This is a genomic window from Herbaspirillum sp. NPDC101397 (assembly GCF_044767325.1).
In the GTDB taxonomy this organism is placed as follows: Bacteria; Pseudomonadota; Gammaproteobacteria; order Burkholderiales; family Burkholderiaceae_D; genus Herbaspirillum.
In genome coordinates this window covers 412864-426865 of sequence record NZ_JBIWNS010000005.1, presented here as the reverse complement: position 1 = coordinate 426865, position 14002 = coordinate 412864, and the positions used below count along the sequence as shown (strand labels likewise).

The 14002-nt window shown below is 64.5% G+C and carries 14 protein-coding genes; 9 read left to right on the top strand and 5 right to left on the bottom strand.

The genetic code is table 11. The features are described from left to right. Positions 1-10 precede the first annotated feature (10 nt). From ACIROW_RS14775 to ACIROW_RS14765, 3 genes are all read right to left on the bottom strand, one after another. On the bottom strand, positions 11-1003 hold the full coding sequence (locus ACIROW_RS14775; protein WP_402276886.1) for an isoaspartyl peptidase/L-asparaginase family protein: 993 nt from the start codon (positions 1001-1003) through the stop codon (positions 11-13). Beyond that, positions 1000-1971: a MurR/RpiR family transcriptional regulator gene (locus ACIROW_RS14770; RefSeq protein WP_402276883.1), complete on the bottom strand. Its 972-nt coding sequence runs from the start codon at positions 1969-1971 to the stop codon at positions 1000-1002. Before ACIROW_RS14770 ends, ACIROW_RS14775 begins: the two co-directional genes overlap by 4 nt. Before the next feature lie 369 nt (positions 1972-2340). Further along, positions 2341-2709, bottom strand: a complete 369-nt coding sequence (locus ACIROW_RS14765; protein WP_402276880.1) for a glyoxalase — start codon at positions 2707-2709, stop codon at positions 2341-2343. Between the two features lie 147 nt (positions 2710-2856). On the opposite strand from ACIROW_RS14765, the gene ACIROW_RS14760 reads away from it, so the two are divergent. The 9 genes from ACIROW_RS14760 to ACIROW_RS14720 all read left to right on the top strand — a co-directional run bounded on the left by ACIROW_RS14760 (position 2857) and on the right by ACIROW_RS14720 (position 12326). Then, positions 2857-3789, top strand: coding sequence for a LysR family transcriptional regulator (locus tag ACIROW_RS14760; protein WP_402276877.1), 933 nt, complete (start codon positions 2857-2859; stop codon positions 3787-3789). Between the two features lie 409 nt (positions 3790-4198). After that, on the top strand, positions 4199-5458 hold the full coding sequence (locus tag ACIROW_RS14755) for an MFS transporter (protein WP_402277005.1): 1260 nt from the start codon (positions 4199-4201) through the stop codon (positions 5456-5458). A 90-nt stretch (positions 5459-5548) separates the two neighbouring features. Next, the gene (locus ACIROW_RS14750) at positions 5549-6223 is read left to right on the top strand and encodes a DUF2848 domain-containing protein (RefSeq protein ID WP_402276874.1); all 675 of its coding nucleotides are present in this window, start codon (positions 5549-5551) and stop codon (positions 6221-6223) included. Between the two features lie 20 nt (positions 6224-6243). Then, positions 6244-7596 (top strand): amidase, encoded by a 1353-nt coding sequence (locus ACIROW_RS14745; protein WP_402276871.1) that lies wholly within the window; start codon positions 6244-6246, stop codon positions 7594-7596. A 147-nt stretch (positions 7597-7743) separates the two neighbouring features. Beyond that, complete coding sequence (locus tag ACIROW_RS14740; RefSeq protein ID WP_402276869.1) at positions 7744-8541, top strand: energy-coupling factor ABC transporter ATP-binding protein; 798 nt, start codon at positions 7744-7746, stop codon at positions 8539-8541. Further along, positions 8541-9134 (top strand): CbiQ family ECF transporter T component, encoded by a 594-nt coding sequence (locus tag ACIROW_RS14735; RefSeq protein WP_402276866.1) that lies wholly within the window; start codon positions 8541-8543, stop codon positions 9132-9134. The genes ACIROW_RS14740 and ACIROW_RS14735 overlap by 1 nt, the downstream gene beginning before the upstream one ends. Before the next feature lie 32 nt (positions 9135-9166). Further along, positions 9167-9760 carry a biotin transporter BioY gene (locus ACIROW_RS14730; RefSeq protein ID WP_402276863.1) on the top strand — a complete coding sequence of 198 codons (594 nt, stop codon included), beginning with the start codon at positions 9167-9169 and terminating at the stop codon, positions 9758-9760. Further along, the gene (locus ACIROW_RS14725) at positions 9760-11163 is read left to right on the top strand and encodes an AMP-binding protein (RefSeq protein ID WP_402276860.1); all 1404 of its coding nucleotides are present in this window, start codon (positions 9760-9762) and stop codon (positions 11161-11163) included. Before ACIROW_RS14730 ends, ACIROW_RS14725 begins: the two co-directional genes overlap by 1 nt. Further along, positions 11160-12326, top strand: coding sequence for an acetyl-CoA C-acyltransferase (locus ACIROW_RS14720; protein ID WP_402276857.1), 1167 nt, complete (start codon positions 11160-11162; stop codon positions 12324-12326). Before ACIROW_RS14725 ends, ACIROW_RS14720 begins: the two co-directional genes overlap by 4 nt. 6 nt (positions 12327-12332) lie before the next feature. Here the strand turns inward: ACIROW_RS14720 and ACIROW_RS14715 are convergent, their stop codons facing one another. Together ACIROW_RS14715 and ACIROW_RS14710 are read right to left on the bottom strand one after the other, a co-directional pair. Continuing rightward, complete coding sequence (locus ACIROW_RS14715) at positions 12333-13013, bottom strand: nitroreductase (RefSeq protein ID WP_402276855.1); 681 nt, start codon at positions 13011-13013, stop codon at positions 12333-12335. A 70-nt stretch (positions 13014-13083) separates the two neighbouring features. Next, positions 13084-13932: a hypothetical protein gene (locus tag ACIROW_RS14710; protein WP_402276853.1), complete on the bottom strand. Its 849-nt coding sequence runs from the start codon at positions 13930-13932 to the stop codon at positions 13084-13086. Between the last annotated feature and the right edge of the window lie 70 nt (positions 13933-14002).

Here is a 14002-nt window from a genome sequence, read left to right as displayed (position 1 = left end):
GCGTCCTTCGTTACTTATAAATTGCCGTGACCGGCGTGTCGCCGCCACGGGCATAACCGCGATACATGCCTTCGGTGTTGAACGTCAGCTCGAGGTTGCCTTGCGCATCGACGGCGATCAGGCCGCCACGTCCTTCGTAGGCCGGCAAGACCTGCATGACCACCTGTTCCATGGCTTCCTGCAAGGTTGCGCCGGCATAAGCCATGCGCGCCGCGACGTCGTAGGCGGCAACGGTGCGCATGAATACTTCGCCGGTGCCGGTGGCGGAAATCGCCGCCGTCGCATTGGCCGCATAGCATCCCGCGCCGATCAAAGGCGTGTCGCCGACGCGGCCGACCTGCTTGTTGGTGATGCCGCCGGTCGAGGTCGCCGCAGCGACGTTGCCGTGCATGTCGAGCGCCACTGCGCCGACGGTGCCGAATTTGTTGTCCGGATCAATAGGATCAATCGCAGCACCTGCAGCCGATCCGTGCGCGGATTCCTTGAAGGTGAACGCCGCCGCGTCGTGATCCAGCATCATGCCGCTCTGCTCGCGCACGCGCAGCCATTGCTGGTGACGTGCATCAGTGTGGAAATAGGTTGGGTCAACGATGTCCAGACCTTGTTGCCGCGCAAAAGCGTCGGCGCCGCAACCCGCCAGCAAAACGTGCGCGCTCTTGTCCATCACGGCGCGCGCGGCCAGCACCGGGTTGCGCACGCAGGTGATGTTGGCGACGGCACCGGCCTTGAGCGTGGCGCCGTCCATGATGGCGGCGTCGAGTTCATGCGTGCCGGCACGGGTATAGACCGCGCCCTTGCCGGCGTTGAACAGCGGGCAGTCTTCCAGCAGGCGCACCGCTTCGCTGACGGCGTCGAGCGCCGAGCCGCCGGCGGTCAGGACCGCCTGCGCGGACGTCAGGATCGCGTGGAGTTCGCGATGGTAATTGGCTTCGTCGGCTGCGCTCAACGCGCTGCGCGTGATGGTGCCGGCGCCGCCGTGGATGGCGATGACTGGGGTGTTCATGATTTCCTGTTCCTTGTTGCGGGCCTGCCGCTGGCGGTGGTGACAGCGGCGGCTTTCTTCGCCATGCGCACCGGCTCATGCTGCTCGGCCTGGTACAACCATGGCAATACGAATTCGGTCATTTCAGATGCTGCCTGCACCGAGCGCTTGGCGCGATGCGCCACCGCGTCGCACATCGCCTGGATCAGCACCAGCGCGGCGGCATCCGAGGTCGGCGACAGCTGCCGCTCGGTCTGCGAATAAATGGTCACGTCGGCCAGCGGCACCAGCGGCGAATGCGGCAGGTCGGTGAAGGCGATCAGCTTGGCGCCCTTCTCGACCGCGCGGCGCGCCAGGCGCACCGTATCGGTGGCGTAGCGCGGGTAAGCCATGGCGATGACGACGTCGCGCTCGTCCAGCTTGAAGAACTGGCGCCCGGTCTGCGACGGCCCGCCCGGATGCACGCCCGACAGCACGGTGCGGCAGAACGGCTCCAGCGCGTGCACCATGATGCCGGCCAGGAAAGCGCTGGCGCCGAAGCCGATCACGAAGATGCGCTCGGCTTTCAGGATCATTTCGACGGCCTGGTCGCAATGCTCGGGCACCAGGCTTTGGCGCGTGGCTTCGATGTTGCGGATGTCGTTGCTGAGCGCGGCGGCAATAATTTCCACGCTGGTTGCGCTCTTCTGCACTTCGTGGCGCATCTTTTCCACCGGCGCCAGCGACGAGGCGAAGTCGGCCACCAGCGCGTTGCGGAACGGCGCATAGCCGTCGAAACCGAGCGCATGCGCGAATCGATTGGCGGTCGCCAGAGAAATCCCGGCCGCTTCCGACAGCTCGTCGATGGTCATGGTGGCGGCACGGAAAGTGTTGGCCAGCACGTAATCTGCGGTCTTGCGATGCGCCTTCGACAAATTCGGATACAACTTGCCCAGCACGCGCGCTACGGCGCCGCCGCCCTGCAAGGATGTGGTCTTTGAGTTGTACATGTGACGTCGGTCGGGAATTCGGGAAGCTGCGAAAAATGTAAATATATTTTCATTATTTTCAAAAGTAAAGAAAATATCCTTTCAAAAATGAAAGTAAAAATCCTTGCACCTTTAGCGCGCGCAGATGCACCGCGATAGAGAGGAAAACCGAAGAAAACTGGCTGCATTGCACCAAAGCGGAAACCCGGCCACGGGATGAACCCGGACCCGCGTCCACGCTCACTACGCTGAAAACGGACGTGCGTCAGCCGGCGTGAAAACGGGGCGAAGCGAGACCGTCATGCTGCAGTGAAGCAGAACGACGGCCGTCCAGGCGGGAACAACAGGAAATTATTTACGGGGTGGGATGAGGCGATGCCGCAACAGGCTTCAGCGCGGCACGACTTCGCGCAATTCGATCAGATTGCCGAACGGGTCGGCGGTATAGATGCGGATGAACCCGGGAATCGGCGCGTCCTCCTGCACAGGGAAGCCACCCTCTTTGAGCGTCACGATCATCGGCGCCAGGGTATCGACGATCAGACCGGGATGGGCATTCAGCGCCGGCTGGAAATCCTGGTCGACACCCAGATGCAGTTGCAGCACGCCGCACTGGAACCACAGACCGCCGCGCGCCTGCAAGGCGGCCGGCTTGGGCAACTCCGGCATGCCGAGGATGCCGCCGAAGAAGCGCCGCGCGGCGTCTTCGCCGCCGACGGGCATGGCGAGCTGGATATGATCGATGGCGGTGACTGGCATGGGAATCCTCTTTGCTGGCGGCAGGCTGGCTGCGGAAATAGTCTGCGAGGATTCTATCCCTTCGCCGCAAGCGCCGCTGGCGACACCGAAAACACTGGCAGGATTGCCTGCTGGCTTAATAGCTGCGGCTTTGAGAGAATGACGGCCATGAACATCCGCTTCCTTGAAACCTTCGTCTGGCTGGCCAAGCTGAAAAATTTTCGCCTGACCGCCGAGCGCCTGCACACCACGCAAGCCGCGGTGTCGAGCCGCATCGCCACGCTGGAGCAGGATTTCGGCGTGCGCCTGTTCGATCGCGGCGCGCGTGAAGTGACGCTGACCACCGATGGCAGCAAGGCGCTGGTGTATGCCGAACGCATGGTCAAGCTGATGCGCGAGATGAAGGACGACATGTCCGACAAGCAAGTCTATGCCGGCGTGATCCGCATCGGCGTGATCGAATCGATCGTGCACAGCTGGTTCCCGGATTTCCTCGGGCGCGTGCACAAGATGTTCCCGCGCCTGCAGATCGAGATCGCCAGCGACACCACCATCCACCTGCGCGAGCAGTTCAGCAAGGGCAACCTCGACATCGTGCTGCAAGCCGAGCCGGTAGTCGGCACCCACATCACCAACATCAACCTGTGCGAATTCCCGATGCGCTGGGTCGGCAGCCCCAAGCTCAACATCGGCAGCGAAACGCTGAGCCTGTCCGACCTGGCGACCTTCCCCATCATCAGCTTTGCGCGCAACTCGGGGCCGCATGCGGTGATCGAGCGTTTGTTTTCCTCCGGCAGCGAACGCGGCGCGCTGCATGTCAATTGCATCGCCTCGGTCGCCACCATGATCCGGCTGGTCACCGATGGCTTCGGCGTGGCGGCAGTGCCGCCGGCGATCATCCAGCGCGAGCTCAATGAAGAAATCCTGCACACGCTGCGAGTCGACGTCGAGTTCCCGGCGCTGGTGATGCTGGCCTGTTTCCGTTCCGACAATGAGAACCCGCTGACCGAAACCGTGGCCCGCATCGCCCAGGAAACCGCCGCCGACTTCGCACTCAATTGGGGACACGAGATCGCGCGGTTGCCGTCACAGGCGCAGTAGCAACCACCCCCAAGTCAGCGCCGGCAAGGCCTGCACGCGTTTTGCGTCGCAGCACCACAAGGGCGCAACGGCCCACCCATTTTTGCTCATAAGATTTTCCAATCATGTGCGCCAACAATTTCTTGTTGGACAGCGCTGCCCTCGCTACGCATACTGAATTCACACAAGATCACAAGATCGTTCATGGCGCCGGATGCACATGCCGGCGCAAAGATAGACGACAGATTTCCGCCAGGCATTTTCCAGCCACGATTTCACCGAGACATTTCCATGTCCTGCATGTTCTCGTGCTGTGAGAATGAAGCGACCGCTCAATCAATCTCAAAAGCAGGAGAAGGCAAGCATGACCTCGACATCGGCAACATCCCCGACAGGGAATTCCATTTACACGCCCGGGGCGGCGGTGGACATGGAAGTCACCTATAAAAAAATCGCCTGGCGATTGATCCCCTTCCTGGTTTTCCTGTTCGTGCTGGCCTGGATCGACCGCGTCAACGTCGGCTTCGCCAAGCTGCAGATGCTGCAGGACCTGCAATTCTCGGAAGCAATCTACGGCCTCGGCGCCGGCATCTTCTTCATCGGCTACTTCCTGTTTGAAGTCCCGAGCAACCTGTTGCTGGAAAAAATCGGCGCGCGCAAGACGCTGGCGCGCATCACCATCCTGTGGGGCCTGGCCTCGATGGCGATGGCCTACGTCACCACACCGATGACGTTTTATATCCTGCGATTCATGCTGGGCGTGTTCGAAGCCGGCTTCTTCCCCGGCGTCGTGTTGTACCTGACCTACTGGTTCCCGGCGCAGCGCCGCGCCCGCGTCAACGGCCTGTTCATGACGTCGTTCGCGATTGCCGGCGCCGTCGGCGGTCCGATCGCAGGCACCATCATGAGCCAGATGGAAGGCGTCGGCCATCTCGCCAACTGGCAATGGCTATTCATCCTGGAAGGCATTCCTTCGCTGATCGCCGGCGTCTTCGTGCTGCTCTACCTGCCGGAAAAGCCAGCCAATGCCAAATGGCTCTCGGTCGCTGAACAGCAAGCCGTCACCCAGGCGCTGGTCGCCGAAAATACCTCCGCCAGCAAGCACCTGTCGTTCAAGGACGCCTGTAGCAACTACCGCGTGTGGCTGTGCGCCGCCGTGTATTTCTGCGTGGTCAGCGGCAATGCCACCATCGCCTTCTGGACGCCGTCGATCATCAAGGAGATCGGCGTCAAGGGCAACCTGCAGATCGGCCTGATCTCCGCCATCCCGTTCATCGCCGGCACACTGGCCATGATCTGGAACGGCATCCACTCCGACAAGACCGGCGAGCGCCGCATGCATAGCGCCATCGCCACGCTGATCGCCAGCATCGGCCTGATCCTGACCGGCCTCGCCTTGGGTAACGCCGTCATGGCGCTGTGCGCGCTGACGCTCGCCGCCATCGGCATCCTGGCTGCGTTCCCGGTGTTCTGGTCGATCCCCGCGGCATTCCTGGCAGGCACCGCAGCCGCAGGCGGCATCGCGCTGATCAACTCGATCGGCAACCTGGCCGGCTTCGTCGCGCCCTACATGATCGGCGCACTGAAGACCAGCACCGGTTCCTTGTCCTCCGGCCTGTATTTCGTCGCCGCGCTGGAATTTTTGGCGAGCTTCCTGGTGGTCGTCTTCGTCAAGAAAACGCAAGCCTGATCAATTTTTGAGTTGTCCCTGCGCCGCCATTCTGTTCCTGCATTTCTGCCCCGGCGGCGCACCCTTTATTCACGTACCTGAAGCAGCCTTATGAAACTCTCTTTCCACACTGACGCAGCAACCCTCAACGTCGACATCGACAACCTGATCATCGCCGGCTGGGCCGGTCGCGACCTGGCCGCCATCGAGCACCACATCGAAGAACTGGCCGCCCTGGGCATTCCGCGCCCGAGCGCGGTGCCGCTGTATTACCGCGTGGCCAGCAACCAGCTCACGCAATCGGCGACGGTGCAGGTGCTCGGCGCCGAGTCGTCGGGCGAAGTCGAGACCTTCGTCTTCAACGCCGGCGGCGAACTGTATGTCAGCATCGCCTCCGACCACACCGACCGCAAGCTGGAAGCCCACAGCGTGGCGTTCTCCAAGCAAGCCTGCATCAAACCCGTGGCCGCCGCCGCCTGGAAACTGGCCGACGTGGCCGACTATTGGGATGAGCTGGTGATCCGTTCCTGGATCAAGGAAGACGGCAAGGAAGTGCTGTACCAGGAAGGCACGCTGGCCAGCCTGCGCACGCCGCAAGACCTCATCGCCGGCTTCACAGGCGGCAAGGACATCCTGCCCGAAGGCAGCGGCATGACTTGCGGCACGGTCGGCGCCATCGGCGGCATCCGTCCGGCGACCTCGTTCACGATGGAGTTGTTCGACCCGCGTCGCCAGCGTTCGCTGCGCCACTCCTATGAATCGGAAATCCTTGCCGAAGTAGCCTGATCACTTTTATACCTGACGCCATGATCCCCAGCCTGCACCAACACAGCGAAGACCTGCGCAGCGGCCGCAGCAGCTCGCTCGAACTGACCGAACGCGCCCTCGACCTTGCCGCCGCAGCCGACGGCGAAGGCGCGCGCGTCTTCACCCGGCTCTACGCCGACAGCGCGCGCGCCGCCGCCAGCGCCTCCGACACGCTGCGCGCAGCGTGCCTGACGCGCTCACCGATCGACGGCCTGCCGGTCTCCATCAAGGACTTGTTCGACGTCGCCGGCGAAACCACGCTGGCCGGCTCGGTCGCCTTGCGCGGCTATCCTGCAGCGACCGAGAGCGCCGTGGTGGTGCAGCGCCTGATCGCCGCCGGCGCGGTAATCGTCGGTCGCACCAACATGACGGAATTCGCCTACTCCGGCCTGGGCATCAATCCGCACTATGGCACGCCGCGCAATCCGTGGCAGCGTGAGATTGACGGCGGCCGCATTCCGGGCGGCTCGTCGTCCGGTGCAGCGATTTCGGTAACAGATGGTATGGCCGTAGCCGGCGTCGGTTCCGACACTGGCGGCTCGATCCGCATTCCGGCGGCGCTGTGCGGCCTCACCGGTTTCAAGCCGACCGCGCGCCGCGTTTCCATGCAAGGCGTGTTGCCGCTGTCCGAATACCTAGACTCGATCGGTGCGATGGCGCCGACGGTGACGTGCTGCGCCAAGATGGATGCGGTGCTGGCCGGGGAAACCTATGTCGCGCCGGTCGCACATCCGCTGCGCGGCCTGCGCCTGCTGATGCCGACCAACGTGGTGCTGGACGGCATCGACGAACAGGTTGCGTCCGCCCTGCAAACGGCACTGTCGCGTCTGTCGGCAGCAGGCGCCGTGATCGTCGAAAGCAAGATCGACGCTTTCAGCGAGCTGGCCTCCATCAACGCCAAGGGCGGCTTCACCGCCGCCGAAGCCTGGACCTGGCACCGCAAGCTGATCGCCGAGCGCGAAGCGGCCTACGACCAGCGCGTGGTGTCGCGCATCAAGCGCGGCAAGGACATGGGCGCCGCCGACCTGCTCGACGTCATCCACAGCCGCCGCCGCTGGATCGCCGCAGTGGAACGTCAACTGGCCGGTTTCGACGCGATGATCATGCCGACGGTACCGATCGTCGCGCCGAAGATCGCCGACCTGCAAGCCAGCGACGACGCCTACTACGCCGCCAACGGCCTGATCCTGCGCAATCCGACCATGATCAACTTCCTCGACGGCTGCGCCATATCGTTGCCCTGCCATGTACCCGGCAACGCGCCGGTGGGCCTGAGCCTGGCGGCGCCGGGCAGCCACGATCAGCGACTGCTGTCGATGGCGCTGGCGGTGGAAACTGCATTGAAGTCGTAAAGAAAAAGCCGGTGCAAGCCGGCTTTTTTGTTTCTGCTCCGTCCGGCATGGACGAGCCCCGCCGTTTCCTTCAGGCAAGCCCGCCGGCGCGCCCTCCTCACTGTCATATAATGGCGGCCCTACGGCAGACACAGGCCGAATTACCTTATGACCCTGAAAACTTTGCCTCTCGCGGGTGCTGCAACGCCCGGCATCCGGCTCGAATCGGTCACGCTTGCGCGCGGCGACCGCGTCGTGCTGGAACAGATCGACCTGCACCTGACCGAGCAGCGCATCGGCCTGGTCGGTGACAACGGCGCCGGCAAGAGCAGCCTGTTCCGTCTGATCTGCGGACTCGACCAGCCGCAGAGCGGGCGCGTAAGCGTGCACGGCTGCCGCACCGACGAGGCGAGTGAGCGCCGCAAGCTGCCGCAGCACGTCGGCCTGATGTTCCAGAATCCCGATGACCAGATCATTTTCCCGACGGTAGCCGAAGAGCTGGCCTTCAGCCTGACCGCAGCCGGTATCGGCAAGCCGCAGGCGCGGCAACAGGCGCGTGCTTTCCTCGCCGCGCGCGGCCTGCCCGACTGGGCCGATCGCGCCGTCGGCGAACTGAGCCAGGGCCAGCGCCAGCAGGTTTGCCTGATGGCGCTGCAAATCACCACGCCGGCCACGCTGCTGCTGGACGAACCTTATTCCGCGCTGGACCTGCCGAGCCAGTTGCGCCTGTCGGCGCAGATCGCCGCGACCAGCCAGCAGATCATCCTGTCGACGCATTTGCTGGAGCACGTGCAGGACTTTGAACGCGTGCTGTGGCTGGAACAGGGCAAGTTGCGCGGCGACGGTCCGGGCCGCGACGTCTGCGCCGCTTACGCGAGGGACGTACGCGAGCGCGCCGTCCTGAATTCCACCGCAGAAGTCCTGCAAGAAGTGCTGCAACACGCGGCGCAGGCCGACGCGACGTAATGCGCAGCCTCTATTCGACACGGCGCACCTGGCTGCACGGCGTACCGGCCTGGCTCAAGCTGGCCGCGCTGTCGCTCGGCGGCACCGTTCTGATGCTGACCGCCGACGTGCGCGGCATTGCCATCGCCGCGGCGGTGGTGCTGGCGTTGTACGCCTCGCTCGGTCCGGCCGGCTGGCGCCAGTGGCGCATGCTGCGCGGCCTGCTGATTGCGTCGGCGCTGATCGCCGGTTTTCACTGGGCGATGGGTAATCCGACCATCGGACTGATCAGCGCGCTGCGCATCATGGCCGCCGCCATGCTGGCGCTGATGCTGACCATCACGACCCGCTTCGACGACTTGCTGACCGTGCTGGAGACCATCCTGTCGCCGCTGCGCCGTTTCGGCCTGCCGGTCGGACGCATTGCGCTGGCAATCGGACTGACGCTGCGCTTCGCCGAGAATTTTTATGCACAATGGCAGCGCCTGGACGACGCCCATCGGGCCCGCACCGGCCGCAGCGGCGGCCTGCGCCTGCTGGCGCCGCTGGCGATACGCGCGCTGCAGACCGCTGAACGCGTGGCCGATGCACTCGCTGCGCGGCTGGGCGGCTAAACTTTTTTCCTTTTAACAGAAGAGATCCATCGATGACGACCACTACCGGAACCATGACCTCTACCCGCTCGCTTTCCTATATTGCCCTGTTCGCCGCCGTGATCGCCGTGTTCGGCCTGATCCCCAAAATCGACCTGCCGTTCGGCGTGCCGATCACGCTGCAATCGCTGGGCATCATGCTGGTCGGTTGCCTGCTGGGACCGAAGCGTGCGTTCTATACCGTCGGCCTGCTCCTGGTGGCGGTGGCGTTGGGCTTGCCGTTGCTGTCGGGCGGCCGCGGCGGCGTCGCCGTGTTCGTGGCGCCGTCGGCCGGTTTCCTGCTGGGCTGGCTGCTCGGCGCGGTGGTCTGCGGCGTGTCCATGCGCCAGTTCATGAAGCGCATGCCGGACGCCAAAGGCAAGGGCCTTCTGATCGCCGCCTTCCTGTCGTCGCTGATCGGCGGCATCGTGGTGATGTATTTCTTCGGCATCCTCGGCCTCATGCTGGCGGCGCACCTGAGCGCCACGCAAGCGACACTGGCGGTGCTGGCCTTCGTTCCCGGCGATCTGGTCAAGTGCGCGGTCTGCGCCATCCTTGTGCAAAGCGTCGTGCGCGGCATGCCGTCCTGGCGCCTGGACCGCGACTGATGCCTGTGTTCGACACCGTCCACGCGCCGCTGGCGCATTGGGCGGAAGCGACGCCGCGCACGGTGGCGATCGACGACGGCATCACCCGTCTTGATTTCGCGGCATTGGCGCAGCAGGTCGCTGCGCGTGCGGCGGCGTTGCGGCAATCTCATTCTTCCGCGGTTTGCTGGGTCGACGATGTTCCAGACTCGGGCGCGCAACTGCTCAGCTTCCTCGCCATCCTCGTCGCCGGCCGCACTGCGGCCGTCAGCGATCCCGACTGGCCGCCTGCGGTGCGTGAGCAGATCCTGGCGCGCGTGGCGGCCGGGGTCGGCACTGAAGCTGCGCTGGCTGAAGCCACTTCTTCTTCCCCGTTCTATATCGGCTTCACCTCCGGCAGCAGCGGCTTGCCCAAGGGCTTCCGCCGCAGCCATGACTCGTGGACCAGCAGCTTCGACATCTGCCTGGAAAGCTTCGGCCCGGGCGCTGCCGCCGCGATGCTGGTACCGGGGCGGCTGTCGCATTCAAGCTTTTTGTTCGGCGCACTGTTGGGCTTGTGGAGCGGCGCGGGCGTACGACTGCAGTCGCGCTTCGCGCCGGGCCCTGCACTCGATACGCTGGCACGCGGCGATGCCGGCGCGATGGTGGCGGTGCCGAGTCAATTGATCCTGATGCTGGAGCTGGCGCAGCGGCGCAAGCTTTCTCCCCTACCCGGCGTGCAGTTGCTCATGATCGGCGGCGCGCCCTGGAATCGCGCCCGCACGCCGGAACTGCAACAACTGTTTCCGCGGGCACGCATCATCGAGTTCTACGGCGCCTCGGAAACCAGCTTCATCGCCTGGACCGACAGCGATGCAGCCCTGCCCGACCACGTCGTCGGACGGCCGTTCAGCAACGTCGAGGTACGCATCGATGCGACCACTCCCGATACGCCGGGATTGATTTACGTGCGCAGTCCGATGGTGTTCAGCGACTACGTCACGCTCAGGGACAGCGACGAACAACCGGCGCTGCTGCGCGACGGCAACTGGCTGTCGGTGCGCGATGTCGGTCATCTCGACGAGCAAGGCCGCCTGCATTTGCTGGGCCGCCAACAACGCATGCTGCTGGCGCATGGCAGAAACCTTTTCCCTGAAGAAGTCGAAAGCGTGCTCGCCGCACATCCGGCAGTAGCTGCCGCCTCGGTGCAAGGCATCGCGGACGCGGTGCGCGGCGTGCAAGTGGTGGCGCTGCTGAAACTGAACGAAGACATCGACCCCGAAGCGTTGACGGCGTGGTGCCGCGAACGCCTCGAACCCTACAAGATTCCGCGCCGCTTTCTCTCTTGCAGCGACTGGCCGCTTACGCCCAGCGGCAAGACCGATCACAAGCAACTGGCGCAACGGCTCGGCGATCCCGCCAGGCCGACGCTGACAACGCTATGAATGACGCCGTCATCCTCGGTTGGGGCCGCAGCGCGGTGACACCGCTGGGCGGCGCGCTGTCGCAGTTGCAGGCGCATGAGATCGCCGCACCCGTGGCGCAAGGCATCCTGCAGCGCTTCGGCATCCCGTTGGGCTCCGTCGACGCGGTGATCGCCGGCAACGCCATGGGTGCAGGCGGCAACCCCGCGCGCATGCTGGCGCTGGCCACAGGTTTCGCCGACCGCATTCCAGCCTTGTCGGTCGACAGTCAATGCTGCGCCGGACTCGACGCCATCGCACTCGCGCACGGCATGCTGGCCGCCGGCAACGCCGATGTCGTCATCGCCGGCGGCGTCGAAGCATGGAGCCGTGCGCCGATTCGCCAGCACCGTCCACGTCATGCGGGCGAAACAGCGATCGCCTACGACAGCCCCGCCTTCGCGCCGGATCCGGCACGCGACCCCGGTATGCTACTGGCCGCCGCGCGTCATGCACTGAAGGCCCGCATCACGCGCGAGCAGCAGGACGCCTGGGCAGTACAAAGCCACGCCCGCGCCGTCGCTGCACGCGCACATCTCCACAATGAAATCATCGCCATTGGCGCGGCAACGCAGGACAGTTACCCGCGCGCGCTCGACCAGCGTCATCTGGCGCGCATGCCGGTGGTCGCGGTGTCCGATGACGGCCGCATCGATGAAGCGATCCGGCAACGTCACGCCGTCAGCCGCATCGCTATCTCGCCAAGCGCGGACGGCGCCGCCTTCGTCGTAATCGCCACGCGCGACGCCGCACGTCGCCTGAACCTGCATCCGCATTTTGCATGGCGAGCCGGCGTCAGCGTCGGCGCCCTGCCTGAAACGCCGATGCTGGCCGCCATCGATGCCGCGCAGGCGGCGCTGGCGCGCGGCGCGAACAGCATCGACGACCTGTGGGGAGTGGAATTGCATGACGCCTTCGCCGCGCAGGCGATCGCTTTTTACGAGGCGTTGAAGATCTCGCCGGAGCAACTCAATCGCCATGGCGGCGGACTGGGACGCGGTCATCCGATCGGCGCATCGGGCGCAATCAGTCTGGTGAGATTATTGGCGGACATGCAGCAGGAGGCGCCGCACGGTGCAGTGGGTCTGGCTGCGATTGCTGCGGCCGGCGGCCTCGGCGCGGCCGCCGTCGTTGAACGTTGCTGAAGACTGCTAGCGCAAGATTCTGAAAAACTCTTCCGGCTTCAGGCGTTCCGTTCTCACGGTATTTTCCGCCGCCTCCGGATCGGCGTAGCCGAGCGCAATGCCGCACACGATGTGGCTCTCGTCGCCCAGTTCCAGCGCCGAGCGGATCAACCCCGGATACGACGCCAGCGCGCCGATGGCGCAACTGCCCAGCCCATGCGCAGCCGCCGCCAGCATCAGGCCGTACAGGCACATGCCCAGATCCATGTAGCAGCCGCTGCCCATGCGCGCATCGATCGTCACCAGCAGCGCCACCGGCGCATCGAAGAAATTGAAATTGCGCTCGAACTGCCGGTCGCGCCCCGCACGGTCGTCGCGTCCGGTCTGCAAGGCGCCGTACAACTCCTTGGCGGCCGCGACCTGCCGGCGACGCAAGGACTGCGGCAGCGGCTGCGGAAAGTAGGAATAGTCTTCCGGCTCTTGCCTGCCCGCGCGGAAAGCGTCCACCAATGCCGCCGACAAGCGCACCCGCGCATCGCCTTCCAGTGCAATGAATTCGCCCGGCTGCAGATTGGCGCCGCTGGGCGCACGCCGTGCCAGCGCCAGCAACTCCGCCAAGGTGCCGTCCGGCAAAGGCCGGTGGAGAAAGCGGCGCGTGGAGTTGCGCTGGGTCAGCAGGTCGGCGAAGGGGACGTTCTGGTCGGACATGGAGTGACGTTGAGGAGGCGGTGAATGTGGGCGCCAATATAGCGCATTCTGGCGGCGGCGCCGCTCTGCCTTACTTCAGCAGCAAACGCCCATGCACCGTCGGCGCCGTCTCCTGATGGTAATGCGGCCGCGTATCCGGCGCCGACATGGTTGCAGCGTTGCCGAGGATGGTGGTGGTGCGGATCTGCTGCTTGCCGTCAATGTAACGACAGGCGTGCGCGGAATTGCGATTGCCATGCAAGTCGAGCACGATGCTGCGCGGATCCTGATGCGGCGACGGCGCGGGAGGCATGCGCTTGGGCGGCAGCAGCAAGGCATCGCCCGGCGCGACCCACAGGTCGGCCAGCGCAATCTCGTTGGCGTAGGGACGCCAGCGCGCCACGCTGATCACCAACGGGACATGCGGATCGCGCGAGAAGAAGACGTGCGGGAAGTTGTGATACTCGAAGTCGGTCGGATTGATCGGCAACAGTTCGCGCCCGCGGCCGTGCCCGAGATAAGGCGATTGATGACCGGCCCAGATGCCGTAGGTGTAGTCGGCCATCACCAGGCCCGAAAAGGGAAATTCAACGTAATGTCCATCCCGCAGCAGCGTCGCGCCAAACGCGCGGGCGCTGTCTTCGGTCGCCCACAGCGGTTCGTAGTGCACTTCATGCGCGTGGAAGTCGAACTGCTCGATCTGGTACGGCGCGCCCTCATCGGGCGTCACGGTGCGCGTGCGGCGGCCGATATCGGCGTAGGAAACGCCCGCGTGCAGCGCCGGATCGATGGGCGCGATGTCGGTGCGGGTTCCCAGCGCCTGCTGCAATTGCCGGCCTTCGCCGTGATTGTTGTAAAGAAACGGATAAAGGGCTGGATCGAGCAGATCTTTTTCCTTGCCGTCTTCAATGAACAAAACCTGATCAAAAATGCAATCCATGCGCCACTCCCCCTGAAGTTGCGGGCAAATTACACCAATAAGACGGATAACACCACGTTTGAGTACGTTT

Coding starts and splice junctions, on each gene's coding strand:
- ACIROW_RS14710 (WP_402276853.1), bottom strand. CDS start 13,932: ATGGATTGCATTTTTGATCAGGTTTTGTTCATTGAAGACGGCAAGGAA.
- ACIROW_RS14765 (WP_402276880.1), bottom strand. CDS start 2,709: ATGCCAGTCACCGCCATCGATCATATCCAGCTCGCCATGCCCGTCGGC.
- ACIROW_RS14760 (WP_402276877.1), top strand. CDS start 2,857: ATGAACATCCGCTTCCTTGAAACCTTCGTCTGGCTGGCCAAGCTGAAA.
- ACIROW_RS14725 (WP_402276860.1), top strand. CDS start 9,760: ATGCCTGTGTTCGACACCGTCCACGCGCCGCTGGCGCATTGGGCGGAA.
- ACIROW_RS14745 (WP_402276871.1), top strand. CDS start 6,244: ATGATCCCCAGCCTGCACCAACACAGCGAAGACCTGCGCAGCGGCCGC.
- ACIROW_RS14770 (WP_402276883.1), bottom strand. CDS start 1,971: ATGTACAACTCAAAGACCACATCCTTGCAGGGCGGCGGCGCCGTAGCG.
- ACIROW_RS14750 (WP_402276874.1), top strand. CDS start 5,549: ATGAAACTCTCTTTCCACACTGACGCAGCAACCCTCAACGTCGACATC.
- ACIROW_RS14720 (WP_402276857.1), top strand. CDS start 11,160: ATGAATGACGCCGTCATCCTCGGTTGGGGCCGCAGCGCGGTGACACCG.
- ACIROW_RS14730 (WP_402276863.1), top strand. CDS start 9,167: ATGACGACCACTACCGGAACCATGACCTCTACCCGCTCGCTTTCCTAT.
- ACIROW_RS14715 (WP_402276855.1), bottom strand. CDS start 13,013: ATGTCCGACCAGAACGTCCCCTTCGCCGACCTGCTGACCCAGCGCAAC.
- ACIROW_RS14735 (WP_402276866.1), top strand. CDS start 8,541: ATGCGCAGCCTCTATTCGACACGGCGCACCTGGCTGCACGGCGTACCG.
- ACIROW_RS14740 (WP_402276869.1), top strand. CDS start 7,744: ATGACCCTGAAAACTTTGCCTCTCGCGGGTGCTGCAACGCCCGGCATC.
- ACIROW_RS14775 (WP_402276886.1), bottom strand. CDS start 1,003: ATGAACACCCCAGTCATCGCCATCCACGGCGGCGCCGGCACCATCACG.
- ACIROW_RS14755 (WP_402277005.1), top strand. CDS start 4,199: ATGGAAGTCACCTATAAAAAAATCGCCTGGCGATTGATCCCCTTCCTG.